30 protein-coding genes are annotated in these 26,653 nt (G+C 69.8%); 17 read left to right on the forward strand and 13 right to left on the reverse strand.

The annotated features are described in order from the left end of the window. Positions 1-13: 13 nt before the first annotated feature. The 3 genes from GIY23_RS06685 to GIY23_RS06695 all read left to right on the forward strand — a co-directional run bounded on the left by GIY23_RS06685 (position 14) and on the right by GIY23_RS06695 (position 1,131). The gene (locus tag GIY23_RS06685; protein ID WP_154078662.1) at positions 14-259 is read left to right on the forward strand and encodes a hypothetical protein; all 246 of its coding nucleotides are present in this window, start codon (positions 14-16) and stop codon (positions 257-259) included. Beyond that, positions 256-678 carry a ribonuclease domain-containing protein gene (locus GIY23_RS06690; protein WP_154075863.1) on the forward strand — a complete coding sequence of 141 codons (423 nt, stop codon included), beginning with the start codon at positions 256-258 and terminating at the stop codon, positions 676-678. The genes GIY23_RS06685 and GIY23_RS06690 overlap by 4 nt, the downstream gene beginning before the upstream one ends. Positions 679-762: 84 nt before the next feature. Next, positions 763-1,131, forward strand: coding sequence for a barstar family protein (locus GIY23_RS06695; protein WP_456061932.1), 369 nt, complete (start codon positions 763-765; stop codon positions 1,129-1,131). A gap of 42 nt (positions 1,132-1,173) precedes the next feature. Here GIY23_RS06695 and GIY23_RS06700 read toward each other — a convergent pair whose 3' ends face one another. Further along, the gene (locus tag GIY23_RS06700) at positions 1,174-1,947 is read right to left on the reverse strand and encodes an enoyl-CoA hydratase-related protein (RefSeq protein WP_154075865.1); all 774 of its coding nucleotides are present in this window, start codon (positions 1,945-1,947) and stop codon (positions 1,174-1,176) included. A gap of 80 nt (positions 1,948-2,027) precedes the next feature. Next, complete coding sequence (locus GIY23_RS06705; RefSeq protein WP_154075866.1) at positions 2,028-5,627, reverse strand: type VII secretion system-associated protein; 3,600 nt, start codon at positions 5,625-5,627, stop codon at positions 2,028-2,030. Positions 5,628-5,982: 355 nt separating this feature from the next. Between GIY23_RS06705 and GIY23_RS06710 the strand changes: the two genes are divergently transcribed. After that, complete coding sequence (locus tag GIY23_RS06710; RefSeq protein WP_154075867.1) at positions 5,983-6,807, forward strand: serine hydrolase; 825 nt, start codon at positions 5,983-5,985, stop codon at positions 6,805-6,807. 143 nt (positions 6,808-6,950) lie between these two features. On the opposite strand, the gene GIY23_RS06715 is transcribed toward GIY23_RS06710, so the two are convergent. From GIY23_RS06715 to GIY23_RS23370, 7 genes are all read right to left on the reverse strand, one after another. Beyond that, the gene (locus GIY23_RS06715) at positions 6,951-7,706 is read right to left on the reverse strand and encodes a sirohydrochlorin chelatase (RefSeq protein WP_154075868.1); all 756 of its coding nucleotides are present in this window, start codon (positions 7,704-7,706) and stop codon (positions 6,951-6,953) included. Then, on the reverse strand, positions 7,703-9,049 hold the full coding sequence (locus GIY23_RS06720; protein WP_154075869.1) for a sulfate adenylyltransferase subunit 1: 1,347 nt from the start codon (positions 9,047-9,049) through the stop codon (positions 7,703-7,705). The genes GIY23_RS06715 and GIY23_RS06720 overlap by 4 nt, the downstream gene beginning before the upstream one ends. Positions 9,050-9,101: 52 nt before the next feature. Next, a complete protein-coding gene (gene cysD / locus GIY23_RS06725) occupies positions 9,102-10,067 on the reverse strand; it encodes a sulfate adenylyltransferase subunit CysD (protein WP_154075870.1) in 966 nt (321 codons plus the stop codon). 48 nt (positions 10,068-10,115) lie between these two features. After that, a complete protein-coding gene (locus tag GIY23_RS06730; protein WP_154075871.1) occupies positions 10,116-10,844 on the reverse strand; it encodes a phosphoadenylyl-sulfate reductase in 729 nt (242 codons plus the stop codon). 62 nt (positions 10,845-10,906) lie between these two features. Further along, positions 10,907-11,083: a hypothetical protein gene (locus tag GIY23_RS22625; RefSeq protein ID WP_187352050.1), complete on the reverse strand. Its 177-nt coding sequence runs from the start codon at positions 11,081-11,083 to the stop codon at positions 10,907-10,909. Further along, positions 11,080-12,768 (reverse strand): nitrite/sulfite reductase, encoded by a 1,689-nt coding sequence (locus GIY23_RS06735; protein ID WP_154075872.1) that lies wholly within the window; start codon positions 12,766-12,768, stop codon positions 11,080-11,082. The genes GIY23_RS22625 and GIY23_RS06735 overlap by 4 nt, the downstream gene beginning before the upstream one ends. Positions 12,769-12,887: 119 nt before the next feature. Further along, positions 12,888-12,977, reverse strand: coding sequence for a putative leader peptide (locus GIY23_RS23370; protein WP_407646834.1), 90 nt, complete (start codon positions 12,975-12,977; stop codon positions 12,888-12,890). A 66-nt stretch (positions 12,978-13,043) separates the two neighbouring features. Here GIY23_RS23370 and hemW point away from each other — a divergent pair, with 66 nt between their 5' ends. After that, on the forward strand, positions 13,044-14,273 hold the full coding sequence (gene hemW / locus GIY23_RS06740; RefSeq protein ID WP_154075873.1) for a radical SAM family heme chaperone HemW: 1,230 nt from the start codon (positions 13,044-13,046) through the stop codon (positions 14,271-14,273). Between the two features lie 108 nt (positions 14,274-14,381). Here the strand turns inward: hemW and GIY23_RS06745 are convergent, their stop codons facing one another. Both GIY23_RS06745 and GIY23_RS06750 read right to left on the reverse strand, forming a co-directional pair. Beyond that, a complete protein-coding gene (locus GIY23_RS06745; RefSeq protein WP_154075874.1) occupies positions 14,382-14,789 on the reverse strand; it encodes a type II toxin-antitoxin system VapC family toxin in 408 nt (135 codons plus the stop codon). After that, entirely contained in the window at positions 14,789-15,061 is a 273-nt protein-coding gene (locus GIY23_RS06750; RefSeq protein ID WP_154075875.1) for a type II toxin-antitoxin system Phd/YefM family antitoxin, read from the reverse strand. The genes GIY23_RS06745 and GIY23_RS06750 overlap by 1 nt, the downstream gene beginning before the upstream one ends. A gap of 198 nt (positions 15,062-15,259) precedes the next feature. Here GIY23_RS06750 and hrcA point away from each other — a divergent pair, with 198 nt between their 5' ends. The 12 genes from hrcA (at position 15,260) to GIY23_RS06810 (ending at position 25,718) form a co-directional block, all read left to right on the forward strand. Continuing rightward, entirely contained in the window at positions 15,260-16,285 is a 1,026-nt protein-coding gene (gene hrcA / locus GIY23_RS06755; protein ID WP_187352051.1) for a heat-inducible transcriptional repressor HrcA, read from the forward strand. A 75-nt stretch (positions 16,286-16,360) separates the two neighbouring features. Then, complete coding sequence (gene dnaJ, locus GIY23_RS06760; RefSeq protein ID WP_154075876.1) at positions 16,361-17,539, forward strand: molecular chaperone DnaJ; 1,179 nt, start codon at positions 16,361-16,363, stop codon at positions 17,537-17,539. A gap of 7 nt (positions 17,540-17,546) precedes the next feature. Beyond that, positions 17,547-18,281: a 16S rRNA (uracil(1498)-N(3))-methyltransferase gene (locus GIY23_RS06765; protein ID WP_154075877.1), complete on the forward strand. Its 735-nt coding sequence runs from the start codon at positions 17,547-17,549 to the stop codon at positions 18,279-18,281. Positions 18,282-18,436: 155 nt separating this feature from the next. Beyond that, positions 18,437-18,802, forward strand: coding sequence for a histidine triad nucleotide-binding protein (locus GIY23_RS06770; protein ID WP_154075878.1), 366 nt, complete (start codon positions 18,437-18,439; stop codon positions 18,800-18,802). A gap of 140 nt (positions 18,803-18,942) precedes the next feature. Further along, on the forward strand, positions 18,943-20,046 hold the full coding sequence (locus GIY23_RS06775; protein WP_154075879.1) for a PhoH family protein: 1,104 nt from the start codon (positions 18,943-18,945) through the stop codon (positions 20,044-20,046). After that, on the forward strand, positions 20,043-20,603 hold the full coding sequence (gene ybeY, locus GIY23_RS06780) for an rRNA maturation RNase YbeY (RefSeq protein WP_154075880.1): 561 nt from the start codon (positions 20,043-20,045) through the stop codon (positions 20,601-20,603). Before GIY23_RS06775 ends, ybeY begins: the two co-directional genes overlap by 4 nt. Before the next feature lie 5 nt (positions 20,604-20,608). After that, positions 20,609-22,000 (forward strand): hemolysin family protein, encoded by a 1,392-nt coding sequence (locus GIY23_RS06785; protein WP_154075881.1) that lies wholly within the window; start codon positions 20,609-20,611, stop codon positions 21,998-22,000. Continuing rightward, the gene (locus GIY23_RS06790; protein ID WP_154075882.1) at positions 21,993-22,346 is read left to right on the forward strand and encodes a cytidine deaminase; all 354 of its coding nucleotides are present in this window, start codon (positions 21,993-21,995) and stop codon (positions 22,344-22,346) included. Before GIY23_RS06785 ends, GIY23_RS06790 begins: the two co-directional genes overlap by 8 nt. 280 nt (positions 22,347-22,626) lie before the next feature. Further along, a complete protein-coding gene (gene era, locus GIY23_RS06795) occupies positions 22,627-23,535 on the forward strand; it encodes a GTPase Era (RefSeq protein WP_154075883.1) in 909 nt (302 codons plus the stop codon). 110 nt (positions 23,536-23,645) lie between these two features. Next, positions 23,646-24,386, forward strand: a complete 741-nt coding sequence (locus GIY23_RS06800) for an RDD family protein (protein ID WP_154075884.1) — start codon at positions 23,646-23,648, stop codon at positions 24,384-24,386. A 149-nt stretch (positions 24,387-24,535) separates the two neighbouring features. Continuing rightward, on the forward strand, positions 24,536-25,294 hold the full coding sequence (locus tag GIY23_RS06805) for an RDD family protein (protein WP_154075885.1): 759 nt from the start codon (positions 24,536-24,538) through the stop codon (positions 25,292-25,294). Between the two features lie 4 nt (positions 25,295-25,298). Then, positions 25,299-25,718 (forward strand): DUF2752 domain-containing protein, encoded by a 420-nt coding sequence (locus tag GIY23_RS06810; RefSeq protein ID WP_228717579.1) that lies wholly within the window; start codon positions 25,299-25,301, stop codon positions 25,716-25,718. Here GIY23_RS06810 and GIY23_RS06815 read toward each other — a convergent pair whose 3' ends face one another. Together GIY23_RS06815 and GIY23_RS06820 are read right to left on the reverse strand one after the other, a co-directional pair. After that, a complete protein-coding gene (locus tag GIY23_RS06815) occupies positions 25,719-26,066 on the reverse strand; it encodes a DUF4190 domain-containing protein (protein ID WP_187352052.1) in 348 nt (115 codons plus the stop codon). 109 nt (positions 26,067-26,175) lie between these two features. Then, positions 26,176-26,565 (reverse strand): DUF4190 domain-containing protein, encoded by a 390-nt coding sequence (locus tag GIY23_RS06820; protein WP_222850253.1) that lies wholly within the window; start codon positions 26,563-26,565, stop codon positions 26,176-26,178. Between the last annotated feature and the right edge of the window lie 88 nt (positions 26,566-26,653).

Raw genomic sequence — 26,653 nt, forward strand, 5'->3', positions numbered from 1 at the left:
CTGGCCCCTCGTGATGGACTCGTTGTTCGAGCTGTGGGACGGCTTCGAGCTGTGGCTCGTCCAGCTGCCGTATCCGCTGCTGGTGACGCTGGTGCTCGTGGTGCTGGTGCCCACGGCCTGGGCCGTGTCGAGGCTGCTCGACCACGGCGTCGACATCATCGCCGCCCGGCTCAGCCGTGAGCCGGGCGCCGACCCGCCGCTGCGCAGTGCGGATGTGCCGATCTCGGGCGCGACGGCCGACCGAGAGGCGTCCGAGTGACGTCGCGATTGCGCATCACGGTCGCGCTCGTCGGGATGATCGTGCTCGTGCTGGGCGGGTGGCTGGTCCGGGAGGCGACCGACGTGGCCGCGCCCGGCGACGCCTCGGGGCGAGTCCCCGGCGTCGAGTCGGGTCTGCCGGTGGAGCCGCTGTCCTCGCTACCCCCGGAGGCCGAGGACACCTGGCGTCTGGTGGAATCCGACGGCCCGTTCCCGTATCCCGACCGCGACGGAAGTGTGTTCGGCAATCGCGAGCAACTCTTGCCGGAGCGTCCGCGTGGTTACTACCAGGAGTACACGGTGCCCACCCCGGCCGAATCCGACCGAGGAGCGCGACGCCTCGTCACCGGTGACGGTGCCGAGGTGTACTACACCGCCGACCACTACGACTCGTTCGTGGTCGTCGACGCAGACAACTGAGGAACGCCGGACGGGTTGCTGGCGTGCAGCCCCGGCAACGGGCAATCTCGGAGTAGAAGGATGTTCGCAAGAAGGGAGACCGTCGTGAGCGACGGTGAGGTGTCTTCAGACGACGTCACGGCTCGGCAGGCGGCAGAGGACGTGGAACAGCGCGGCGCGACCGCGCACGTCCTCGACGGTTCGGATCTGGTGAACAAGCGCACCACACTCGACGGCATCGCCGCTGTGCTGTCGTTCCCGGAGTGGGCGGGTCGCAACCTCGACGCCCTCTATGACTGCTTGACGGACCTGTCCTGGCTGGACGAGGGCGAGCACGTGCTCATCTGGAGTGGGCACCGCAATCTCGCCGAGCACGACCCGAAGGCGTACCGGCGGATCAACGCGGTGCTCAAGGACGCCGAGCACAACCCGTGGTGCCGGCGCACCTTCACGTCGGTCCTGCCGCGCGACTGATCGATGGCGGGACGATTCCGCGCGGAACCGCCCCGCCCCGGCTCAGCCCTGCGGCACCCACGAGGGCTTGCGCTTCTCCCCGAACGCGCTGATACCTTCCTGGCCTTCCGAGCCTGCGAAGTGCTTCGCGGAGAGCTCGAGCATCGCGGCGAAGTCCTCGGACATCTCGGTCGGGCGTGGTTGGCGCAGCATCTCCTTGGTCGCGGCGAGTGCCGTCGGGCCACCCAACGCGAGCATGTCCGTGTAGCGCGCGGTCTCGGCGCCGAGCTGCTCGGCGGGGACGCTGGAGTTGAGCAGCCCGATCGTGACCGCACGGTCGGCGTCGAAGGTCTCGCCGGTGAGGAACAGTTCGTGCGCCGCGCGGGCGTGCAGGCGCGGCAGCACGGTCACCGAGATCACGGCGGGCACGACACCGATCCGGACCTCGCTGAAGGCGAAGGTGGCGGTGTCGGCGGCGACGGCGATGTCGCACGCGGAGACCAGGCCGATGCCGCCCGCCCGCGCGGGTCCGGCGAGGCAGGCGACGACCGGCTTGGGGCTCAACCACAACTGTTCGAGCAGCTCCGGAAGTTCTTGTACACCCTGGTCGCCGGAGCCGGCATCGCGGGATTCCTTGAGGTCCATGCCCGCACAGAAGACGGTGCCGGTATGCGTGAGGACGACGACTCGTACCGCGTCGTCCTCGAACGAGTGGGTGAGGTGGTCGCGCAGTTCGCGGCGGAGCTGCCGGGACAGCGCGTTGCGGTTGTGCGGCGAGTCGAGCGTGATGGTGGCGACGCCGTTGTCGACGGTCCGGTGCACGAGTTCTTCGGCCATGACCGGCACCGTATCCCCGCGTGAGTCTTTTTGGTGGCTATAGCAACCAAAAAGACTCACGCCGCCGGTGAGTCGCTCGCTCATGCGCGGTAATGCTTCGCCCAGTCCGGTGTCGCGTCGGCGGTGACTTCGTCGACCCGCAGGAAGTCCGTGGCGAGCTGCGTGGCGACCTCGCGGACTTCCAGCGCCTCGGTGAGCTCCTCGGGAACCGCATCGCAGCCGAGCGCCGCGCCGAGTACGGCACCGCAGACAGCGGCGGTGGCGGCACTGTTGCCGGAGTGCGTCGCTGCCAGCGCCACGCCTGCGGTGAAATCCTCCGGGTGCGAGAGTGCGGCGGCGAGCGCGATGCCCAGCGCCTCGGGCGCGGTCCATCCGGTGCCGAGCGAGGCGAGGGACTCAGGGGCTGCGGGACCGTCGCCGGTCGCTTCCAGCGCCGATCGCAACGCCTGCACGGTCGCCTCGGAGCCGTCACGGTTGTCCAGGTCCTCGACGACGGCCGCGACCGACTCTGCCACGGAGGCACCCGAATCGAGCCCGTGCACGATGCCCGCGAGGGCGCCTGCGGGCAGGTATCCGTTCGAGTGCCCGTGGGTGACCACGGCGATCTCCGCACCGGAGGTCACCGCGTGCTTCACGTCGGCCGCGTGGAACCCGACCGTCGCTCCGCGTGCTGTCGCGATCGGCCCGTCGCCCTCGTTCGGTGGCGCGGTCAGTGTGGGGACACTCTGCTGGCTGGCGAGTGCGGCCAGCGTGGTCTCGTCCGGGAACCGTTGTCCTTGCTCGACGATCGCGGCGGCGAGCGGGCCCGTTGGCAGCGGGGTCGGGCAGGGCACACCCTGCGCGGCGAGCCAGTGGTGCAGGGTGAACTGCACGAGCGACGGCGCGTGGGCCGCGGTCTCCCGGGTGCGGGATCGGAGCGCGGTCCGGATGAGTCCGTCGAGGACGAACAGCGACTGTTGGGTGATGGCCGTCGTGGCACCGGTGCGGCCGAACGCCTCGGTGTACGTACGCGGGCCGTCGGGTCGGTCTTCGCGGATGTCGTGCAGCGCCGTGAACATCCACGGGGCGCCGAGGGCATCCCCGACCGCGCCTCCGAGCACCGCGCCGGTCAGTCGCTGGTCCCGGCTCACCGAGGGCGTCTCGTCGGCCGGTTCGACGGCGGTTTCGGACTCCGTGGCATCGGCGTCCGGGGCCTCGGCCGACCTCCCGGCACTGTCCTCGGTGAGCTCGCCGAGCAGCTGAGTGGCGCGCTCGGGTCCGAACGCTTCCTCCAGGAGCTTGCGCAGATCCTGCGAGCGGTCGGCTGAGGTGTCGGCGTCCGCGTCGCGGAACCGCCGCAAGGCCGTGATCAGACGGAACTCTTCGTCGGAGATCTCGTCTTCGGATGACGCGTCCTGTGCTTCCACGGTCGCGGCCGCGTCGTCCGGTATCGCGGTCTCGTCCGCCTCCGGTTCCGGTGCTCCTTCGGTGCCGGCGGCCGTCTCGACACCGGACACCGGCGCTGCTTCGGCAACGGGGGACTCACGCCCCGCGTCGTCGTCCTCGTCGGCAGTCACCGCTGTCGCAGCGACTCCGGCTACGGCAACGGCCCCGAGTGCTGCGGCTCCGGTGTCCGTGGTCCCGGTGGCCTCCTCCACCTCGGCCGTTGATCGCACGAGTGCCGACGAGTCGCTGTCCTCCGTGGGATCGGCTGAGGTGCTGTCGTTCGCCGAGTCCGGTGTGGACTCCACGGCGTCAGGGCCGGAGGTCGCCGCAGCACTCTGCTCTTCGGTGTCCGCAGTGGACTCCTGCGGCTCGGTAGCGGGCGACGGGCCCGGATCGGTCGCCGTGATCGGTTCGAGCACGTCCGGGAACTCCACACCGGAGGCGTTGCGAACGGTGGCGTAGCGGTGTGCCCAGTTCGCATCCTGCGGCGGCTTGGGCGAGAACTCCAGCAGTGCGTCGCGCACGAGTTCCTCGATCACGTCCCGGTACTGCAGGTCCCGCAGCCACACGCCGGGCAATCCTGCCGCTCCGTGCAGGGCACCGGAGAGGACGCCGCACAGCGTTCCGGTCGCGGCGCTCGGTCCCGAGTGATTCACGGCGATCAGCACCGCCTGGCCGATGCCGGACGCGCCGGCCGTCGCGGCTACGGCGATCGCGAGAGCCTGAGACCCGGTCTCGCCGGTGCCCAAGGCGTCGGTCAGGTCCCGCGAGCTCGGCGCGCCGTTCTCCGCCAGCTCCAGGGCGCTCCGCAACGCGGCGTCGCACTCGTCGTGACCGGAGAACGTCACCAGTACGGTCCGCGCCGCACGCACCGCGTCGTCGAGCGGCTGACCACGAAGCAGGCCGTGCACGATCGCGGCCGCCGCCCCGGCCGCGAGGTGGTCGCCGGGATGGGGGCAGGTCAGCGCGGCATCACGCGAGGCGGTCTCGAAGACCTCGTGGAGGTCCTCCGACCACAACGCGACCACGCCCGCGCGCACCACTCCGTCCGGGCTCCGCAGGTCAGGGGGCGGGGATTCCGAGGCGGCGAAACGACGGGTGGCCGCGGTGATCGCGCACCCGGGGGCCTCGTCGCCGCTGAGTTCGGGCCGTTCCAGCAGCCAGCTGCCGGGTTCGGGATGCTGATCGGCGAGCGGTCCTGCCGCTTCGAGCCACGGCACCCCGCGCGAGTGCAACCAGCGCTGCAGCGCGAGTTGTTGCACGGGAAGCGGATTCTCCGTCGGCCACGACCGCACCGTCGCATGCGCGCGGACCAGACCGTCCAGCGCGAACAACATCACCTGCATGTCGGTCGAGAACATGCCCGACTGCTCGCGGTCGTACTCGGTGACGCCGGATTCGCCGCAGCGTTCCCGGATCTCGTCCAGGGGCAGGTGGGAGACCGGTGCGCCGAGTGCGTCGCCTGCCGCTGCCGCGAGCATCGACCCGAGCATGCGGGTGCGGAAGCGCGAATCGGTCGCCGGGGCGGCGTCGGCCGACTGCTCGGAGGACGTCACCGGCTCGCCAGCGTCGTCGGAACCGGCCTCTTGCACCGAGGCTGACGCCACGGGCTGAGTCGCGTCGGCCGGGGGAGTGCCGGGCGAGGCAGCCGGAGTCGGACGCGAGCCGTTCTGCGACTGGGGCGAGGTGGCCGCAGTCTTCACCAGATCCTCGCCCGGGATGCGTGCTTTGACCGGACTGGTCGGGTTGATCTGGACGTCGACACCGGTGAGCGTGTGGTCCGCGATCTGCCGCCCGGTGAGCTTCTGCCACGACGTCCACGTCTGCGGCAGGTAGGCGTCGGAGGTGAACACCTGGAGCTGGCGCCGACCCGACTCGTGCTCCACCGTCACGAGGCCGCTGCCCTGCGGCTGCGAGAACAACATCAGCTCGGCGTCCAGCAATGCGGCGAGCAGCGTCGGTCCCTGCGCGTATCCGGTCGTGGTGAGCTGCAGAGCGCGCTCGACGTCGTTGGTCGGGGTGGGCAGCCGCAGCGCCACCGGGGAGGGCCGATAGTTCGGATTCGGTGAGAAGTCGTCCGTCAGTTCGCCGCGCTCGTCGACCCGGTAGCCGCCGATGAACCCCCACGGCGGGACCTCCGCGTTGGGGTCGGTGAAGATCGGATCGACGACGTAGAGCCACGTGTTGGGTTGTTTCGCGGCCTGCTCGCGCATGGCCGGTGTGATCACCGGCCGACTTTGCTGCTGGGTGTTCATGCCCGCTCGTCCCCGACTTCGTCCGTGTGTCGTGATCGCGGCGCCGAAGGGAGAGCCCCGGCCGCGCCGGGGCGACCGCGGACTCTCCGCGCTCGCGTCAGAAGCACTCTCTCATGGCTCGATCGAGTGAAGACGGCGGTTCCGGCAAATCCGTGGGAGAGGCGTCTACCTGTGAGGCTCCTGAGGTGGACGACGGACCGGGCCGAACCGGATTCGCGCTGTTCGGGCCGGGGTTCGGTCGTACTCTGACAGCTCGCCGGACAGAGGGGAGTCGGCGATGCAGGGGTGGCACGCAGCGCGCTGGCATGCACCACCACGACGCGGTTTCGGCGGTGCGGGGGTGGTCGGTGTCGGCATGAGCTTGCTCGTGATCGCGGTGGTGCTCGGGATGGTCGGTGTCGACAGGCCGGCCCGGACCGCGGCGGTGGCTCCCGCGCCTGGGCCGCCACCCGTGGCGTCCGCGCAGGAGGCGACCGGCGCGGTCGAGGACTACGCGCGGAACCTCGACAACACCGACCTCGGGGTCGCGGTGCTGGACCGGCGTACGGGTCAGTTCGCGGGCAACGATCGTGCCGACGAGCAGTTCAACTCGGCGTCGGTGGTGAAGCCGATCGTCGCGATCGACATCCTGCAACGGCGCGCCCAAGGGATGCCTGTCTCGGAAGCGGACCTCGAGTTGATCCGGTCGGCATTGAAGACGAGTGACGACGAGGCGATGAACGACCTCTGGGACCGGATGGACGGTCCCGGCGCGGTGACTCGGGTGGCACAGCAGCTCCGCCTGCAGGACACGAGGCCGCCGCGCGATCCGATCTGGTGGGGCGACACGCAGGTGTCGGCGCGGGACATGGTGGCGGTGTTCCAGCATGTGCTCACCGGGATGCCCGCGCGAGACCGCGAATTCATCGTCTCGGCACTGCGGGAGGCGCCGCCCGTCGGCGACGGCGGCTTCGAGCAGAGCTACGGGCTCGCCTGGGACGGAGCGGAGCAGCCGGCGGTCAAGCAGGGATGGATGTGCTGCCGCGACGGGTACGTCACGCTGCACAGCACCGGAGTGCTCCGTGCCGACCACCGCTACGTCGTGGCACTGCTGTCGACCCAGCCGGGTCACGCAGGCTACGAGGAGGCGAAAGCGGTTCTCACCCGCGCCGCCCAGACCCTCACCGCGGAACTCCCCTGACGCCGAGGCGAACGGCACGTTCGCCCCGTCTGGTGGGGCGAGAGTGCCGTTCGCACCAGAGCACGCGGGTCAGGCGGGAGCGGCTCGTCGGCGCGGGGACCAGAGGCGTGAGTCTTTTTGGTTGCTATAGCCACCAAAAAGACTCACGCCTGGCGCTGGGTGGGGTGCGACGGGGCTACGGCAGCGCGGTAGCGGTCGGCGACGAGGTCCGCGACCTCCGGCGCAGCGCCCATCGGAGCGGCGACGGCCGGTTCCGTCGTGTGCTCGTGGAGCGCGGTGACGACGCGATCCGGCAAGAGTCCCGGTGCGAGGAACCAGGACGCCAGCGCGAATCGCCGCGCCCCCCGCGCCCGCAGCGCGGCGACGGCCGCCGGGACGTCCGGCGCGGCAGCCGCCGCGAACGCGGCGCTCGCGCCCGCCCAGGGCGCCCGGCCACCCCAGCGGCCCGCGACATCGGCGACGAGCCGGTTCGCCGGTTGATGCGAGGAACCGGCTCCGGCCAGCAGCACGCCCAGTGCCGGGTCGTCGAGGTCGACACCGGTCTCGGCGAGACGTCCCCACGCGGCGTCCTCCAGGCGCCCGTCCGGCCCGAGCACCGAGGCGACGTGGACGTGGAAGAACGGACGGTGCCGCCGAATCTCGGAGACGATGCCGGGCACGTCCACCCGGGCGTGGAAGGCGTGCCCGAGCAGCAGCGGTACCACCACGGCCTCGCGGTGACCTTCGCCGTGCACCGCGTCGAGCACGTCGTCCAAGCGCGGCGACGACAGGTCGAGGAAAGCCGTCCGCACGTCCAGATCCGCGTGTCGTGCGCGCACCAGGTCGGTGAGAGCGTGGATCGTCGCGGCAGACCGTGTGTCCCGGCTGCCGTGCGCGACGGCGATCAGAGGTGTGGTCACTGCGCTCCGGCCAGCGGTGCTCCGACGAGTCCTGCGGCCAGCGTGGTGCCGTCCGCGGGGTCGATCACCAGGAACGAACCGGTGCGCTTGCTGTCGGCGTAGTCGTCGACAGGCAACGGTTCGGCGGTGCGCAGCCCCACGGTGCCGATCTCGTTGAGTTCCAACGACTCCGGAGCGCCCACGGTGGACAGAGCTTGCTCGTCGAAACGGGTCGTCAGCTCGGTCACGAACGCCTGCACGGTGCGGCTGCCGTGCTTGACCAGCAGCTTCGCGCCGGGCTGCAACGGCTTCTCGGCCAGCCAGCACAAGGTGGCGTCGATCTCGTCGGAGACCCGAGGCGGGTTCTGCGCGGCTGCGATCACGTCCCCGCGTGCGATGTCGAAGTCGTCCTCCAACAGCACGGTCACCGAACGACCGGCCGCCGCGCGCGGGGTCGAGCCCTCCGGGGTGTCCACGCGAGACACCGTGCTGCGCAGGCCCGCGGGCAGCACCACGACCTCGTCCCCCTGGGAGACGACACCCGCCGCGACCTGGCCCGCGTAACCCCGGTAGTCCGGATCCTCGGCGGTGCGCGGACGGATCACGTACTGGACCGGCAGCCGGAACGGCGCGTCGTGCGGGTCCGGTGCGACCGGCACGTTCTCCAGATGTTCCAGCAGCGACGGGCCGGTGTACCAGGGAGTGCGCTCGGACCGCTCCACGACGTTGTCGCCGTGCAGGGCCGAGACCGGGATCGTCACGACCTTGTCGTCGGTGTATCCGAGCCGGTGCGCGTGCGCGGTGAATTCCTCGGCGATGTCGCGGTGCACGGACTCGTCGAAGTCCACCATGTCGATCTTGTTGACGGCCAGCACGAGTCGGGGCACGCCGAGCAGCGCCAGCACCGCCGCGTGCCTGCGTGTCTGCTCCAGCACACCCTTGCGCGCGTCGACCAGCAGGACCGCGAGTTGCGCCGTCGACGCACCGGTCACGGTGTTGCGCGTGTACTGGACGTGGCCCGGGGTGTCGGCGAGCACGAACGAGCGTTTCGGCGTCGCGAAGTACCGGTAGGCCACGTCGATCGTGATGCCCTGCTCGCGCTCCGCGCGCAGGCCGTCCACCAGCAGCGACAGGTCCGGCGTGTCGAGCCCGCGGTCTGCGCTGGCCCGGTGCACCGCGTCGAGCTGGTCGGCCAGCACCGACTTGGTGTCGTGCAGCAGGCGGCCCACCAGGGTCGACTTGCCGTCGTCCACGCTGCCCGCTGTCGCGAGCCGCAGCAGGTCGGTGTGCACCGGCAACGTCACCTCGGCCCCGCTGTCCGGGGCGGTCCGGGTGGTCGTGTCGACCGGAGTCGTCTCAGTCATCGAAGTCCTTCGTGTGTGTCCCGGTGGTCGGCGGCGTGCGTGACGCGGCCGATCAGAAGTAGCCCTCGCGCTTGCGGTCTTCCATGGCTGCCTCGGACATCCGGTCGTCGGCCCGCGTCGCGCCGCGCTCGGTGAGGCGGCTCGCGGCGACCTCGGCGATCACGTCGTCCACCGTGTACGCCTCGGACTCGACCGCGCCGGTGCAGGAGCCGTCGCCGACGGTGCGGTAGCGGACGGTCTTGGTGAGGACCTCCTCGTCCTCGCGAGGACCGCCCCACGGACCCGAGGTGAGCCACATGCCGTCCCGCGCGTGCACCTGCCGGGCGTGCGAGTAGTAGATCGAGGGCAGCTCGATCTTCTCGCGCTGGATGTAGCGCCAGACGTCGAGTTCGGTCCAGTTGGACAGGGGGAACACGCGGACGTGCTCACCCGGACGGTGCCTGCCGTTGTAGAGGTTCCAGAGCTCGGGGCGCTGGCGGCGCGGGTCCCACTGGCCGAAGGCGTTGCGGAGGCTGAAGATCCGCTCCTTGGCGCGGGCACGCTCCTCGTCGCGGCGGCCACCGCCGAAGACCGCGTCGTGCTTGCCTTTCTCGATGGCACCGAGCAGTGGCTGGGTCTGCAGCGGGTTGCGCAACCCGTCCGGGCGTTCCTCGAGGCGGCCGTCGTCGATCCAGTCCTGCACCTTCTCGACGTGCAACCGCAGCCCGTGCCGGTCGACGAGTTGGTCCCGGAAGTCGATGACCTCGTCGAAGTTGTGTCCGGTGTCGACGTGCAGCAGCGCGAACGGGACGGCCGCCGGGCGGAACGCCTTCAACGCGAGGTGCACGAGCACCGTCGAGTCCTTGCCGCCGGAGAACAGGATGACCGGGCGGTCGAACTCGCCTGCCACCTCGCGGAAGATGTGGATCGCCTCGGACTCCAACGCGTCCAGGTTGTCGACCTGGGGTGGCGCGTCACCCTCGGGTGCCCACTCCCCGGCGACGGGTGCGCCCGGCCGGCTCGCCTGTTCGGTGGTCATACGACGCTTCCTCCTCGCCGCCGGCGGTTCGCGCCGGCACACAGTCCGTCAGCCGTGCAGGCCGCATTCGGTCTTCGACGTTCCGGCCCAACGCCCACTGCGCGGGTCGTCTCCCGGCGCGGGCTTGGCCGTGCACGGCGCGCACCCGATGGACGGGTACCCGGCGGGTACCAGCGGGTTGACCAGCACACCGTGCTCGTCGATGTAGGTGTTCATGTCCTCGTCGCTCCACGCCGCGAGAGGGTTGATCTTCACAAGGCCGTTGCGATCGTCCCAGGTCACGACCGGAGTGTTCGCCCGCGTCGGTGCCTCGACCCGGCGCACGCCCGTCACCCACGCCTCGTATCCGGCGAGGGTGTTGCGCAGCGGTAACACCTTACGCAGGTGGCAGCAGCGCGCGGGATCGCGGTTGAACAGGTCCTTGCCCTCGGAGGCGTCCTGCTCGGCGACGGTCTGCTCGGGTGTCGCGTTCACGATGTTCACGCCGTGGACCGCGGCGACGGCGTCGCGTGTGCCGAGCGTTTCGGCGAAGTGGTAGCCGGTCTCGAGGAACAGCACGTCGACGCCGGGCTTGGCCTTCGACGCGAGGTCGACGAGTACCGCGTCCTGCATGTTCGACGCGACGATGAGGCTGTCGCCGAAGGTCTCGGCCGCCCACCGCAGCGACTCCTCGGCGGAAGCGTCCGCGAGCGGTCCTTCCGCCTCGGCGACGAGGGCGCGGAGCGTGTCGTCGTCGCGACGAGCAGGGAGGTCGGTTCCTGCGATGTCGGCCGTCATGTCGTCTCCTCGTCAGTTCGGGCTTGCCGGGCCGGGGTCGGCCTCCGTGCGACCCCTTTCCGTCAGCTCGTCCCGGGCTCCTGATGTTCCCGCCCGGTGTGCAATCCCACGAATCGGACGGCGAACACGCGGAGGCAGTCCTCGCACCGCCACGCCCCCTCGGGCTCGGGGAGCAGGTTCTCCTCCCCGCAGTACGGGCAGTAGAACGGTGCCATCCTGCCTTCACCGGGCGCGCTCATCGCAGCTGCTCGTCCTCGACGCGGTTGACCCATTGCGGGAACCGCTCACCCTGTTCCCGCTGGTCGAGGTAGCGGCGGACGAGGCGTTCGACGTAGTCGCCGAGCTCGGCGGTGGTGACCTTGTGCCCACGCACCTTACGGCCGAACCCGGCGTCGAGCCCGAGCCCGCCGCCGAGGTGCACCTGGAAGCCCTCGACCTGGTTGCCCTCGCCGTCCTGCACCATCTGGCCCTTGAGGCCGATGTCGGCGACCTGGGTGCGGGCGCAGGCGTTCGGGCAGCCGTTGAGGTTGACCGTGACAGGGTTCTCCACATCGCCCTGCACGTCGGCGAGGCGCTGGTCGAGCTCCTCGATGAGTCGGATGGCGCGTTCCTTGGTCTCCACGATCGCGAGCTTGCAGAACTCGAGACCGGTGCAGGCCATGACGCTGCGCTTGAACGGCGTCGGGTTCGCGTCCAGCCCGAGCGCCGACAGGTCGGAGACCAGGCTGTCCACGTCGGACCGGTCGACGTCGAGCACGAGCAGGTTCTGTTCGACGGTGAAGCGGGCCCTGGTGGACCCGACCCGCTCGGCGGCCTTGGCGGCCTCCACCAGCGTCGAGCCGCTCACCCGCCCTGCCGCGGACTTCGCGCCGACGTAGAACTTGCCGTCGACCTGCGGGTTCACCCCGAGATGGTCGCGTGGTCCTTCCGGCGTCTCCGGAGCGGGACCGTCCACGAGGGTGCGCTCGAGGTACTCGTTCTCCAGCACCTCCCGAAACTTCTCCGCGCCCCAGTCGGCGATCAGGAACTTGATCCGGGCGCGGTGCCGCAGCCGCCGGTAGCCGTAGTCGCGGAAGATCTGCACGACGCCGTGCCAGACGTCGGCGACCTCCTCGCGCGGGATCCACGCGCCGAGCCGCACCGCGAACTTCGGGTTGGTGGAGAGCCCGCCACCGACCCACAGGTCGAAGCCGGGGCCGTGTTCGGGGTGCTCGACGCCGACGAACGAGACGTCGTTGATCTCCGGGACCGTGTCCTGGCGCGGCGAACCGCTGATCGCGGTCTTGAACTTGCGCGGCAGGTTCGACAGCGACTTGTCGCCGATGAACCGTTCCGCGATCTCGTCGATCGCCGGGTTGGCGTCGATGATCTCGTCCGCTGCGATCCCGGCGACCGGGGAACCGAGAATGACGCGCGGGCAGTCGCCGCACGCCTCGGTGGTGTAGAGGCCGACGGCTTCCAGCTTCTCCCAGATCGCCGGGACGTCCTCGACCCGCACCCAGTGCAGCTGCACGTTCTGCCGGTCGGTGATGTCGGCGGTGTCGCGGGCGTAGGTCTGTGAGACCTCACCGATCACGCGGAGCTGCTCGGTGGTCAGCGCCCCGCTGTCCACCCGGATCCGCATCATGAAGTACGAGTCGTCGAGCTCCTCGGGCTCGATGGTGGCGGTCTTGCCGCCGGGGATGCCCTGGGCGCGCTGGGTGTAGAGACCCAGCCAGCGGAAGCGCCCCCGCAGGTCGCCGGGGTCGATGGAGTCGAAGCCCCGGTGGGCGTAGATGTTCTCGATGCGCTCCCGCACGTTGAGCGGGTTGTCGTCCCTCTTCGAACGCTCGTTGGGGTTGAGCGGCTCGCGGTAGCCGAGCGCCCACTGCCCTTCACCGCGCGTCTTACGCGTGCGTGCCGGAGCTTGCGTCGGGGAGGCCATACGGTGGTCGTCCTCTGCGTGACGTGGCGTGGTGGCGCCGCGCAACGTCCGCTTCGTCGCGGTTCCGGAGGTCGGCGCACACCCGGCGCCGACTGGACAGTTCGGATCGCGGGTGGGAACTAGCCCGTCATGCGGCACAGCGCGCTCGAGACCCGGCGCAGGTCCACGTAGCGCCGGGCGACCAGCAGCGTTGACGGGGTGGCGTTCACATCGCTCAGGGTGCCACGTGCTCACCGACCGAACCAAGACGATCCGCATCCTGGGACACTGGTGGGGTGCCTTCCCAGTTGCCCGACGGCGAGCCCGCTCCGAACGACGGCTCGCTGCCCGAATCCGCCCTGACCGGGCTCGGTCTGCGCCCGTTCGGGATCTACGTGCACGTGCCCTTCTGTGCCACCCGCTGCGGGTACTGCGACTTCAACACTTACACCGCCGATGAGCTGGGAAGTTCCGGCGGATTCGACTCGTGGCTGGAGGGTCTGCGAGCCGAACTCGATCTCGGCGCGCGAGTGCTGGCGGCCGGTCCGAGAGCGGTGCCGAAGGCGGAGACGGTGTTCGTCGGCGGAGGCACGCCGTCCCTGCTCGGGGCCGAGCGGCTCGGGGCGGTGCTCGACGCGATCCGCGCCTCGTTCGGACTCGCGAACGAGGCGGAAATCACGACGGAGTCCAACCCGGAGTCGACCTCGCCCGAGTTCTTCGCCGGCATTCGTGACGCCGGTTACACCCGGGTGTCGCTCGGGATGCAGTCGGCTGCCGAGCACGTGCTGCGCGTGCTCGATCGGCGACACACGCCCGGAAGGCCGGTCGAAGCGGCGACGGAAGCGCGCGCCGCGGGGTTCGAGCACGTCAACCTCGACCTGATCTACGGAACGCCGGGTGAGACCGACGACGACCTGCGCCGTTCGCTGGAGGCCGTGCGTGCGGGCGGTGTCGACCACGTCTCGGCGTACTCGCTGATCGTCGAGGACGGCACCCCGATGGCCCGCAAGGTGCGACGCGGCGACGTGCCGATGCCGGACCCGGACGTGCTCGCCGACCGCTACGAGATCCTCGACCGGACGCTGTCGGAGGCCGGTCTGCACTGGTACGAGGTCTCCAACTGGGCCTCGGACTCCGCTGCGGAATGCCGCCACAACCTCGGCTACTGGCGGGGTGGCGACTGGTGGGGCGCCGGTCCCGGCGCGCACAGCCACGTCGGCGGTGTGCGCTGGTGGAACGTCAAGCACCCTGCGCGCTACGCCACCGCCCTCGCCGGGGGCGAGTCGCCCGCGCACGCCCGCGAAGTCCTCGGCGTCGAGGACCGCCGAGTCGAGCGGGTGATGCTGGAACTCCGCCTGGCCGGGGGAGTCCCGGTCGACGTGCTCGACGAGTCCGGTGTGTTGGCCGCCAAGCAGGCCGTGACGGACGGTCTGCTCCGCGCCGAGGACCTGCGCGCCGGTCGCTGTGTGCTCACCGACCGCGGACGTCTCCTCGCCGACGCCGTGGTCCACGCCCTGTTGGCGTGAGGCCGCGCGGACTGAACCTACTGTCAGGCACGGTGTGCCGATGGTTCTCCCCGCTGTCCACGCAGACCGCCACGGAAAGCCCGACGCAGAAAAATCCGAGCATTCTTCTCAAGGTCGGTTCCGGCCAGGACAGGCCGTGGGCAGCCCCTGCGCTTCCGCGGCCTCCAGCAACCGCATGTCGTAGGTGACGAACGCGGTGAGGCCGGGCACAAGGACTGCTGACGCAGTGGCCAGGTGGATCGCATCGATACTCCGCAGACCGGCTTCCGGAAACGCGGCGGCGGTGGCACGCACGACCTCGTCGATCTCGTAACGAGCGATCCGCTGCATCAACGCGGGAACGGCACTGATCAAGCCGGGCTCGGTGCGCCGCAACGCTCGGGCGAGTTCGACCTCGCTCAGCACGGAGGAAACGAAGTCGACGCCCGCGCGTGCGTTGAGCCACTCGGTGAGCCTCGCGCTCTCCGGCTCGTGGCGGATGAGCTTCACCAACGCCGCTGTGTCCAGGTAGAGCATCAGTCGCGTTCGCCGTCCCGCATCGAACGCATCAGTTCGCCGGCTTCGTGATCGGTGCGTACCGGTCCCCGCGGGGCCGGAAAGGGTCCGCGGCGCGTAGCGGGGTGCATCCGACCGCTCGTCACCAGGTCGGACAGCGGGCCGGGCTCGACCGGAACGATGCGGCCGATGACGGTACCCCGTTCCGTGATGTCGATCTGTTCGCCTCGTTTGACCCTGGCGAGAATGCGCGACGTCTCCTGGTTGAGTGCGCGCACCGGTTCTTCTCTCATGCGGCCAAAGTACTACGGTGGCGTATTACGATCGACCCGTCGGCTGGGGGTGTTCCCTCGGCCCTCCGCCCGAAGTGAGGTGGCACCGGTGTGCGATGACCTCTGGCTTTCCTGTGGGACGCTTCGGCACCGTAAAATCGGGTACACGGGCCGGTATGTCCACCGCTGCGGCCGGAGGTCCGCGACGAGGAGGGAGACGTGGTGAACGCCGACGACCGTCGCTTCGACGTCCTGCGTGCGCTCGTGGCCGACTATGTCTCGACCAACGAGCCCGTCGGCTCGAAAGCGCTCGTCGAACGGCACAACCTCGGTGTCTCCAGCGCCACCGTGCGCAACGACATGGTCGCGCTGGAGGAGGAAGGGCTCATCGCGCAGCCGCACACCAGTGCCGGCCGGATCCCCACGGACGCCGGTTACCGGATGTTCGTCGACCGGCTGCACGAGATCAAACCGCTCACGTCGCCCGAACGCCGCGCGATCCACGCGTTCCTCGACGGGGCGCTCGACCTCGACGACGTGATGCGCCGCAGTGTGCGGTTGCTGGCGCAACTGACCCAACAGGTCGCCGTCATGCAGTACCCGACGCTGACCCGTTCCACGGTCCGGCACATCGAGGTCGTGCCGATCACCTCGGCGCGGCTCATGCTGGTGCTCATCACCGACACCGGCCGTGTCGACCAGCGCGTCGTCGATCTCGGGGACGTGATCACCGAGGACGACGTCGCCCGGGTGCGGACCGTGCTCAACAACTCGATGGCGGGCAAACGGCTCGCCGACGCCTCCGCGTCGGTCGCGGAACTGCCCGAGCAGGCGCCGAGTGAGCTGCGTGACACTTTGACGCGTGTCTCCAGCGTGCTCATCGAGTCGCTCGTCGAGCACCCCGAGGAACGTATGGTGCTGGGAGGCACCCCCAACCTCACTCGCAACGTCGCGGACTTCCCCAACTCGCTGCGACAGGTCCTCGAGGCACTCGAGGAGCAGGTGGTGGTGCTCAAACTCCTGGCGGCCGCGCGGGACTCGCGTACCGTCACCGTCCGCATCGGCGGCGAGAACGAGGCCGCCGAACTGGAGACGACGTCGGTGGTCTCCACCGGGTACGGATCGGAAGGAATGGTCCTGGGAGGATTGGGCGTGGTCGGCCCGACCCGGATGGACTATCCGGGCACGATGGCCTCGGTCCGCGCCGTGGCCGCGTATGTGGGGGACATCCTCGCGGGGCGGTGACCCACGACAGGACGGGACCCCGCGCGGGAATCCCGCCGAGACACTCGCACGATCGAGCAGAGGAAGTACGCACAGGTGGTCAAGGACTACTACGGGACCCTCGGGGTGGACAAGGACGCCAGCCCGGAGCAGATCAAGCGCGCCTACCGCAAGCTCGCCAGGGAACTGCACCCCGACGTGAACCCGGAGGACGGCGCCCAGGAGCGCTTCCGTGAGGTCACCACGGCATACGAGGTGCTCTCCGACCCGAAGAAGCGACAGGTCGTGGACCTCGGCGGTGATCCGCTCTCCAACGGTGGCGGCGGCGCAGGCGGCGGCCCGGGCGGCGGCGACCCGTTCGCCGGGTTCGGCGGCCTCGGCGACATCATGGACGCCTTCTTCGGCGGGGGTGCCGGCGGTGGCGGTCGTGGCCCTCGCAGCCGCGTGCAGCACGGTTCCGACGCGCTGCTGCGGATGGAACTGACGCTCGAGGACTGCGCGGCGGGCGTCAACCGCGACATCACCGTCGACACGGCGACGGTCTGCGAGACGTGCGACGGCGGCGGCTCCCGTGCGGGCAGCGCGCCGTCCACCTGCGACACCTGCCACGGCCGCGGCGAGATCCAGTCGGTGCAGAAATCCTTCCTCGGCCAGGTCATGACCTCACGCCCCTGCCCCGTCTGCAACGGCTTCGGCGAGGTCATCACCGATCCGTGCCAGCAGTGCAGTGGCGACGGGCGGGTGCGCTCGCGGCGCACCATCACGGTGAAGATCCCCGCCGGTGTCGGCGACGGCATGCGCGTGCGGCTCGCCGGTGAGGGTGAGGTCGGCCCCGGCGGTGGCCCGCCCGGCGACCTGTTCGTCGAGGTCGAGGAGCAGCCGCACGAGCGGTTCACCCGCGACGGGGCGGACCTGCACTGCACCGTCGAGGTGCCGATGACGGCCGCCGCGCTGGGTACCACGATCACGCTCGACACCCTCGACGGCAGCGAAGAGATCCCCGTCGAGCCCGGCACCCAGCCCGGCCACGAGCACGTGCTCAGCGGTCAGGGCCTGCCGAAGCTGCGCTCCAACGGGCGCATCCAGGGGCACGGCGACCTGCACGTGCACCTCGACGTCGTGGTGCCGACGAAGCTCGACGACCAGCAGAGTGAGCTGTTGCGTCAGCTCGCGACCGCGCGAGGTGAAGAACAGCCGGAGCCCACGGTCACCCCGAACGGCAACGGTCACGGCAACGGATTCTTCTCCCGGTTCCGCTCCTTCGGCCACCGCTGACTCCGGCATGTCACTGCCGGTGTTCGCGGTGGACACCCTGCCTGTGCCCGGCGTCGCGACACTCGACGGGCCCGAGGGCAAACACGCCGCGACGGTGCGCCGGATGCGAGCGGGGGAGCAGTTGCTGCTCAGCGACGGCCGAGGCGGACTCGCGACATGCGAGGTAGTCGAGGTCGGCAAGGCCGAACTCACGCTGAACGTCCTGGACACCAGTCAGGTGCGGCCGCCGCGAGTGCGTGTGCGGCTCGCCCAGGCGCTCGTGAAGGGCGACCGGGGCGAGCTCGCGGTGGAGACCGCCACCGAAGCGGGCGTCGACACGATCGTGCCGTGGAAGGCGGCACGCTGCGTGGCGCGCTGGGACGACGGCCCGCGTGGCGCGAAAGCGCTCGGCAGGTGGCGCAGCGCCGTCGCCCAGGCGGCGAAGCAAGCACGACGACCGTGGACTCCGGAGGTCACCGAGCCGGTCACGACGAAACAGCTCCTCACCGTCGTGCGGCAGGCCGACGTGGCGATGGTGCTGCACGAGTCCGCGACGAGACCGCTCACCGACGTCACGCTCCCGGATGAGGGCGAGATCCTCCTCGCCGTCGGGCCCGAGGGTGGCGTCAGCGACGAGGAGCTCACCGCGCTCTCCGAGGCCGGAGCGGTGCCGGTGCGCCTCGGCCCCGACGTGCTCCGCGCGTCCACCGCCGCGTCCGTCGCCCTCGGCGCCCTCGGCGCCCTCACCTCCCGCTGGTCGTGAGCCCGTCGGCTGGGAGGCCCGTCGGCTGGGGTCGGGGCGGGTCGGTCGCCCGGGTGGGGCGTGGGCCTGGTCTTGGCTCGCGTTGGCATGCGTGAGCCTTTGTGGTGGTTATAGGCACCAAAAAGGCTCACGAGGGGGCGGGATAGCCTCGAGGGATGAGCGATGAGGACAGCTTGTTCCGGAAGATGATCGACCGTGAGATCCCGGCCGACATCGTGCACGAAGACGACCGCGTCATCGCCATCCGGGACATCAACCCGCAGGCACCCACCCACGTTCTGGTGGTGCCAAAGACCCGGTACCGCAACGTCGCCGAGCTGGCCGAGGCCGATTCCGATCTGCTCACGGAGCTGTTCCGGGTCGCCACGAGGCTCGCGGAGCGCGACGGCGTCGCCGAGTCCGGATACCGGCTGCTGTTCAACACCAACGCCGATGCCGGTCAGACGATCTTCCACGTCCACCTGCATCTGCTCGGAGGTGAGCCATTGGGCGCGCTCACCGGCGGGCCGATGCATGGCTGAGTGATCCTGCACGCAGCGTCGTCGGCGGCAAACGCGTGGCGCCGTGTTCTACCATCGGGGCAGCGAAAGACCTCATCCCAGGAACGCACACCGACTCGCGCGCACCGCGCAGGAAGCAGGCCCGAAAGCACGTGGCCGGAATGACAGCAGGAGGTGCCGCCTCGTTCGAGGATCGGCAGCCGTCGGAGACCGCACAAGCCCAATCGCAGGTCACCATCCCCGACACCGCCGTGCTGGCGTTGCTGGGATCCCGGGACGAGAACCTGCGCGTCATCGAGGACGCGCTCCCTGCGGACGTGCATGTCCGCGGCAACGAGGTCACGCTCACGGGTGAACCGGCCGAGGTGGCGTTCGCGGAGCGCGTGTTCGCCGAGCTCATCTCGGTCGTCTCGCGGGGCAGCACCCTGAGCCCGGACGCGGTACGCCGCAGCGTGGGGATGCTCGCCGCCGACCACAACGAGTCGCCCGCCGACGTGCTCAGCATGGACATCGTCTCCCGGCGTGGGCGCACCATCCGGCCGAAGACGCTGAACCAGAAGCGCTACGTCGACGCGATCAACTCGCACACCGTCGTCTTCGGCATCGGTCCGGCAGGCACCGGCAAGACCTACCTGGCGATGGCGAAGGCCGTGCAGGCGCTGCAGGCCAAGGAGGTCAACCGGATCATCCTCACCCGGCCGGCGGTCGAGGCGGGGGAACGGCTCGGATACCTGCCCGGCACGCTGCACGAGAAGATCGACCCGTATCTTCGACCGCTCTACGACGCCCTGCACGACATGATCGACCCCGAGTCGGTGCCGCGGCTCACCCAGGCGGGCACCATCGAGGTCGCGCCGCTGGCGTACATGCGCGGGCGCACCCTCAACGACGCGTTCATCATCCTGGACGAGGCGCAGAACACCACGCCCGAGCAGATGAAGATGTTTCTCACCCGGCTCGGGTTCAACTCGAAGATCGTCGTCACAGGTGACATCACCCAGATCGACCTGCCCGGGGGACAGCGCAGCGGTCTGAAGATCGTCCGGGAGATCCTGGACGGAGTGGACGACGTGCACTTCTCGATGCTCGACAGCCACGACGTGGTGCGGCACCAGCTGGTGACCGACATCGTCAACGCCTACGAGGTGTGGCACGCACGGGAAGAGCAGGACCAGGACGGCGGATCCGGCGGTCGCGAGAGGTCGGAGCGTCACGGCGACCGCCGCCCCGGCCGTAGGGACGGACAACGACGGGGACCGGCATGAGCATCGAGATCGCCAACGAGAGCGGTGTGGCGGTCGACGAGGAGTCGATCGTCGGGATCGCCCGCTTCGCGCTGGACAAGATGAACGTGAGCCAGGCGGCGGAGTTGTCCGTCGTGGTCGTGGGCCTCGACGTGATGACGGATCTGCACGAACGGTGGATGGATCTGCCGGGGCCGACGGACGTCATGTCGTTCCCGATGGAGGAGTTCGACGCGCCGTCCCGGCCCGATGCGACCGACGGCGGTCCGGCGCTGCTCGGTGACATCGTGCTGTGCCCCGAATTCGCGAAGGATCAGGCGCGCAAGGCAGGGCACGGTCTGGCGGACGAGCTGCACCTGCTCACCGTTCACGGCGTGCTGCACCTGCTCGGATACGACCACGCCGAGCCCGACGAGGAACGGGAGATGTTCGCGCTGCAGAACAGGATTCTCGCCGACCACAAGCAGGCGCGGACCGAGGCGGACCGCCTCACCGCGCAGCGCTCGGCGGACGCCCGCGTCCTCGGGGCGGTCGGCCTCGACGAACCGGGCGGCGAGGGCCGGCCCGGACGGGGCTGAGGACGGTGTTCCCGAGCTTCACTCCGTTGCTGGTGTGGGCGGTGCTGCTCGTGGTCGCGGCGGGCGTGTTCGCGGCGGCGGACGCGGCCATCGGGACAGCGTCCCGGGCACGGGTGGACGAACTGGTGCGCCAAGGCCGCGCGGGGTCCGCGCAGCTGGCGAAGGTCGTCGCCGATCGGCCCCGGCACGTGAACCTGTTGTTGCTGTTGCGTCTGGCCAGCGAGCTGTCGGCGACGGTGCTGGTGACGGTCGCGGCCCTGGAGGCCGCCGACTCGCAGGCGTGGGCGGTCGCGGTCGCGGTGCTGATCATGGTCGTGGTCTCGTACGTGCTCGTCGGCGTCGGACCGCGGACGCTGGGCAGGCAGCACCCGTACGGGATCGGCCTGTCGGTGGCCGCGCCGGTGCACCTCATGGCACGCGTGCTCAACCCGCTGACCCGCTTGCTGATCATCATCGGCAACATGATCACGCCGGGTCGGGGGTTCCGCGAGGGCCCGTTCTCCTCGGAGCTCGAGTTGCGGGAGATGGTCGACCTGGCGAACCAGAGCGGTGTCGTCGCCGCGGGTGAACGCGAGATGATCCACTCGGTGTTCGAACTCGGCGACACCGTGGCCCGCGAGGTGATGGTGCCGCGCACCGAGATCATCTGGATCGAACAGACGAAGTCGGTGCGGCAAGGGCTCGCGCTGTGCCTGCGCTCCGGGTTCTCCCGGGTCCCGGTGATCGGGGAGAGCGTCGACGACATCGTCGGCCTCGTCACCCTCAAGGATCTCGCGCGGGTCGTGGTCGAGCGCGGCAACCTGCACGAGTCCGGGCCGCGCGTGGCGGAGCTGATGCGGCCGGCGAGTTTCGTCCCCGATTCCAAGCGCCTCGATGAGCTGTTGCAGGAGATGCAGCTCTCCCGCAGTCACATGGCCATCGCGATCGACGAGTACGGCGGCACCGCCGGGCTGGTGACGATCGAGGACGTCATCGAGGAGATCGTCGGCGAGATCACCGACGAGTCCGACCGCGAGGAGCGTCGGCCGGTCGAGCACGTCGACGAGACGACGGTGCGAGTCAGCTCCCGGCTGCCGGTGGAGGACCTCGGCACGGTGTTCGACGTGGCGCTCGACGACTACGACTCCGAGGTGGAGACCGTGGGCGGGCTGCTGGCGTTGCGGCTCGGCCGCGTGCCGCTGCCCGGAGCGGAGGCCGAGGTGGAGGGGCTGCGGCTGCGTGCCGAGGGCGGCAAGGATCATCGTGGCCGGATCCGGATCAACGCGTTGCAGGTGCGCCGCAGCGACGGCGGGCCGGTCAGCACCACCACGGCTGCCGACTCCGAGCGCTCCGAGACGGCAGCAGGCGGGGCGCAGAGTCGTGGTGCCGAACAGGAAGGGACGAGTACTCGTGGCTGAGCACGTTCAGGCGCAGGCGGAGATCGACGCGGAGGACGCGAAGATCGTGACGCTGGCCCGGTCGGGGCGCGCGCGCACCGGCGCCGCCGAGGGCGCAGCCGTGCGGGACACCGACGGCCGGACCTATGCCGCGTGCACGGTGGCGCTGCCGTCGCTGACGCTCACGGCGTTGCAGGCGGCGGTCGCCGCCGCGGTGGCCAGCGGCGCCGAGGGGCTCGAAGCGGCGGCCGTGGTGACCGATTCGGAGCAGCTGGACCCCGACTCCGTCGCCGCCGTCCGCGACCTCGGCTCGTCGGCACCGGTGTTCCGCTCGGACGCCGGAGGCACTGTCCGGGCGCGTGTCTGAGAGAGCAATTTGGAACTCGGGTGGGTGGTCCGTGACCGTCGCCCCAGTTCGCGCCTTGCGGCGTTGGGGTGCTCTTGAGTACCAACCTGTACGCGGCGAGAACCCCTGCGTTGCGAGGCACGAACTCCGAACGCCGGAGCCCCTCACCGTGCTCCGGCTGGTCACGTGTGAGGCGTGCCCTACGGCCACACATGCCAGTTCCCCAATGCACTCTGATTCGTAGCCTCCCGCGCGGGGAGCCCGGTGCGGGTTTCCCGAGGGCTGCGGGGACAATGGGGCAGTGACCAGCACTCCTGATGCGCACCGTTCCGGTTTCGCCTGCTTCGTCGGACGGCCCAACGCGGGCAAGTCGACGCTGATGAACGACCTCGTCGGCTCGAAGGTGGCGATCACGTCGAGCAAGCCGCAGACGACGCGGCACGCCATCCGGGGCATCGTGCACCGCGAGGACGCGCAGTTGATCGTCGTCGACACGCCCGGTCTGCATCGCCCGCGGACGCTGTTGGGCGAGCGGCTGAACGATCTCGTGCACGAGACGTGGTCCGAGGTCGACGTCATCGGGTTCTGCGTGCCTGCGGACCAGAAGGTCGGCCCCGGGGACCGCTACATCGCCGAGCAGTTGGCGAAGGTGGCTCGCCGCACGCCGGTGGTCGGGGTGGTCACCAAGACCGACCTGGTCGGCAAGCAGCAGGTCGCCGAGCAGTTGCTCGCGCTGCAGGAGTTGATGGACTTCGCCGAGCTGGTGCCGGTGTCGGCGGTCGACGACTACCAGATGAACACCCTCGCCGACCTGCTCGTCTCCCAGCTTCCGGAAGGCCCGCAGCTGTACCCGGACGGTGAGCTCACCGACGAACCGGAGGAGACACTGGTCGCGGAGATGATTCGGGAGGCCGCGCTGGAGGGCGTGCGCGACGAACTGCCGCATTCGCTGGCGGTGACCATCGAGGAGATGGTGCCGCGGGACGGCCGCGACGACCTCGTCGACGTGCACGCGGTCGTGCACGTCGAGCGGCAGAGTCAGAAGTCGATCGTCATCGGCCGGGGCGGTGAGCGCCTTCGCGAGGTGGGGACGACCGCGCGCAAGCACATTCAGGCGTTGCTGGGCAGCAAGATCTATCTCGACCTGCACGTGAAGGTCACGAAGGACTGGCAGCGCGATCCGCGTCAGCTCCGCAAACTGGGATTCTGATCACCGATCGAACGGAACGGCCCCGGGCTCGGGGCCGTCGTAGGTAACGTACGCGCGACCGGGACGCTCGGTGCCGATCGCTGCGCATTCTCGATGAAGGACTTGTTGACGTGAGCTATCCGTATGGCCCTCCGCCGTCCGGCCCGAACCCGCAGCAGCCCTACGGCCCCGGTTCGGGACCGATCCCGCAGCCGGCGCCGCCGTACGGGCAGGACCCGTACGGACAGTCCGGTTACGGCGCGCCGCAGGGTTACGGGCAGCCGTCGGACGCGGTACCGCCCCATGTCGGCGTCCCTGCCGAGTGGGGCACCCGGCTCGGTGGCTATTTGCTCGACGGGCTGATCGTCAGTGGTGCTCAGATCGTCGCGATGCTCGCCGGGGCGATCGTGGGGGCGATTCTCGGGGTCTTGGTCGGCCTCGGGGACCCGGGCGTCGGGGGAGTCGTGGGGGGCCTCGCCTTTTTCATCATCCTGATCGCGGGCACGTTCGGCTTCGCGTTCTGGAACATCGTCTACCGGCGTGGCGTCTACGGTCAGACGCTCGGGCAGAAGATCGTGAAGCTCAAGACGGTCAGCGAGGAGACCGGCCAGGTGATCGGCGCGGGGAACGCCTTCCTGCGTCAGTTGTGCCACGTGCTGGACACGCTCGCCTGCTACGTCGGGTGGTTCGCGCCCTTGTGGGAGCCGAAGAAGCAGACCTGGGCGGACAAGATCATGGCCACGGTCGTGGTCTCGGCCGAGACGGGTTCGCCGTTGCCGCTCACCAAGCGGGAGCAGAAGGAACAGCAGGAGGCCGCAGCGGGCGGCGGTTACCCGGGGATGCCGCAGCCGGGTTACCCGCAACAGTGGTAGTCGTGTGCGCTGTCCGGTAGGTCGACAGTGTGGTTCGGTCGCAGAATCTTCCTGAGAGTGCATGTGGGGCTAGGGCACGCCTCATGTTCCACAATGCCCCTTGAGCGGCGAGGCGCCCCAGCAAGGTCGGACGAGACGAGGTTGAAGTCGTGAATCATCCCTACGGCGATCCGTCCGGGCAGAACCCGTACGACCAGGCACAGCACGGTCCGGGCTCGGGGCCGATGCCGCAGCAGATGCCGTACGGCCAGGGCGGTTACCCGGCGCCCATGCCCGCGTCGGACCCGTACGCCCAGGCATACGGCCATCCGGGTTACGGGCAGGCGCCCACGCCGGTTCCGCCGCACGTAGGGGTGCCGTCGGAGTGGGGGACGCGGGTCGGTGGCTCGGTGCTGGACGCACTCATCATGATGGGGGCCGCCCTTGTCGTGATGCTGGTCGCGATGGGCGCGGGGGCCGGGGTCACCGTGCTGGTCGTCGCCTTGGGGGGCGGTGAGTCCGCTGCGGTAGCCACGCTGTTCGCGTCGTACATCGTCGGGCTGCTCGCCATCCTGGCTCTCGGCTTCTGGGCGCACGTGTACCGGCGCGGCGTCTACGGCCAGACCTTCGGCCAGAAGATCGTGCGGATCAAGACCGTGTCGGAGGAGACGGGCCTGCCGCTCGGGGTCGGTGCCGCCTTCGCCCGCAACCTGTGCCACATCCTCGACAGCCTCCCGTGCAACGTCGGGTATCTGGCGCCGCTGTGGGAGCCGAAGAAGCAAACGTGGGCCGACCGGATCATGAGTTCCGTGGTGGTCTCCGCCGAGACAGGCACCGCGCTGCCTCCGACGAAAAAGGAACGCAAGCGAGCGGCCTCCGGCGACGTGTACTCGCAGCAGCCCTCTCGCGGCGGGCCTCGACAGTGGTGACGGCGTGTTCACCCGAGCAGTGATGTTCCCGGTGCGGCGGATCCCCCGCACCGGCCTGCTCGTGCTCGGTGTCGGCGCGTTCGGCCTGGTGCTGGGCAGTGGGGTGATCCCGGTGCCGTGTCCGCTGAAGTTGCTCACCGGGCTCGACTGCCCCTTGTGCGGGGGAAGCAGGGTCGCGGGCGCGTTGCTGCAGGCGGACCTCGCCCGGGCGCTCGACGTCAACGCGTTCGCCGTCCTCGTGGTGCTACCGCTGGTGGCGGTGGTGCTGGTGGCGATGGCGCGGGTCGAACTCGGCCGGGCGAGATTCCACTGGCCCGCAGGCAGACTCGGCAGCGTCCTCGGTTACGTGCTGCTCGGCGCGTTCCTCACCTGGGGCGTGGTGCGCAACCTGCCGTTCGAGCCGTTCACGGTGCTGCGGGCGTGATCAGACCGTCGGTGCGTGGTTGATCATGAAGATGATGAAGGCGACGTAGGCGGCGATGAGCAGGGTGACCAGGATCGTCGCGCAGTAGCCCACGATGAGTCCGGCGAGCGCGAGCGTGTCGCCGTCCTGGTGCGGATTCTCCCGGATCTGCTTGCGCGCGATGTGCCCGCAGATGATGCCGCCGATCCCGATGCCGCTGACCGACAGGATCAGCGCGACCAGCGCGAGGTTGTTCATCGGCTTCGACACCGGGTAGTACGGATACGGACCGCCTTGCGGTGGCGGCATGGCAGCCGGGTGAGCGGCGGCCGTCTCGTGTCCTGCTTCGTCGGTGTGTGGCTGGTTCACTCTGCTCCCCCTCGTGATCGTTTCGGTTCGAGTATGACGCCTACGAACGCGAGTTGGTTGCATCGCAGTCGTGATCCCCCTGAGGCGTGGATCACGTGATCGGTGAACGTCAGTTCTGTGAGCCGATGAACGCGAGTACGCCACCGACCACGACGTAGAGCGCGCACAGACCGACTAGCCCGTAGCCGATGATGAGGCCTGCCAACGCCATCCCGGCTCCCTGCTCGCCCTTCTCGCGAATCTGCTTGCGGGCGATGTGCCCGCAGACGATCGCTCCGATCCAGGACAGACCGCAGAGTGGGAGCAGCGAAAGGACGAGCGCGATCACAGCCAGTGGGTTCGTCCGACCCGGCGTCGGGTAGCCAGGATGGCCGTATCCCGGGTGGCCGTAGTGCGGAGCCGACGGCGTCTGCGCCGGGAATCCGGAGGAGTTCGGGTGGAACGAGCCGTAGTACTGCTGCGGCTGCTGTTCCGGGTACTGGCCGTACGGGTGGGTCATGGACGTCCTCTCAGAAGCTGTCTCTCGTCTGCTGTGGTGGTCTCTTGCCGCTCGTGGTTGGGGTCGCATCGAGTACCAGTACGTACGC

It is taken from the genome of Allosaccharopolyspora coralli, assembly GCF_009664835.1.
GTDB classification, from domain to species: domain Bacteria; phylum Actinomycetota; class Actinomycetes; order Mycobacteriales; family Pseudonocardiaceae; genus Allosaccharopolyspora; species Allosaccharopolyspora coralli.

Excerpts from the sequence above, each read along its gene's own strand:
- GIY23_RS06720 (WP_154075869.1), bottom strand. The coding sequence starts at position 9,049 with ATGACTGAGACGACTCCGGTCGACACGACCACCCGGACCGCCCCGGAC.
- GIY23_RS06735 (WP_154075872.1), bottom strand. The coding sequence starts at position 12,768 with ATGGCCTCCCCGACGCAAGCTCCGGCACGCACGCGTAAGACGCGCGGT.
- GIY23_RS06745 (WP_154075874.1), bottom strand. The coding sequence starts at position 14,789 with ATGCTCTACCTGGACACAGCGGCGTTGGTGAAGCTCATCCGCCACGAG.
- GIY23_RS06770 (WP_154075878.1), top strand. The coding sequence starts at position 18,437 with ATGAGCGATGAGGACAGCTTGTTCCGGAAGATGATCGACCGTGAGATC.
- GIY23_RS22625 (WP_187352050.1), bottom strand. The coding sequence starts at position 11,083 with ATGAGCGCGCCCGGTGAAGGCAGGATGGCACCGTTCTACTGCCCGTAC.
- GIY23_RS06750 (WP_154075875.1), bottom strand. The coding sequence starts at position 15,061 with ATGAGAGAAGAACCGGTGCGCGCACTCAACCAGGAGACGTCGCGCATT.
- GIY23_RS06685 (WP_154078662.1), top strand. The coding sequence starts at position 14 with ATGGACTCGTTGTTCGAGCTGTGGGACGGCTTCGAGCTGTGGCTCGTC.
- ybeY (WP_154075880.1), top strand. The coding sequence starts at position 20,043 with ATGAGCATCGAGATCGCCAACGAGAGCGGTGTGGCGGTCGACGAGGAG.
- GIY23_RS06765 (WP_154075877.1), top strand. The coding sequence starts at position 17,547 with ATGTCACTGCCGGTGTTCGCGGTGGACACCCTGCCTGTGCCCGGCGTC.
- cysD (WP_154075870.1), bottom strand. The coding sequence starts at position 10,067 with ATGACCACCGAACAGGCGAGCCGGCCGGGCGCACCCGTCGCCGGGGAG.
- GIY23_RS06730 (WP_154075871.1), bottom strand. The coding sequence starts at position 10,844 with ATGACGGCCGACATCGCAGGAACCGACCTCCCTGCTCGTCGCGACGAC.
- GIY23_RS06705 (WP_154075866.1), bottom strand. The coding sequence starts at position 5,627 with ATGAACACCCAGCAGCAAAGTCGGCCGGTGATCACACCGGCCATGCGC.
- GIY23_RS06820 (WP_222850253.1), bottom strand. The coding sequence starts at position 26,565 with ATGACCCACCCGTACGGCCAGTACCCGGAACAGCAGCCGCAGCAGTAC.
- GIY23_RS06775 (WP_154075879.1), top strand. The coding sequence starts at position 18,943 with ATGACAGCAGGAGGTGCCGCCTCGTTCGAGGATCGGCAGCCGTCGGAG.
- GIY23_RS06710 (WP_154075867.1), top strand. The coding sequence starts at position 5,983 with ATGAGCTTGCTCGTGATCGCGGTGGTGCTCGGGATGGTCGGTGTCGAC.
- GIY23_RS06700 (WP_154075865.1), bottom strand. The coding sequence starts at position 1,947 with ATGGCCGAAGAACTCGTGCACCGGACCGTCGACAACGGCGTCGCCACC.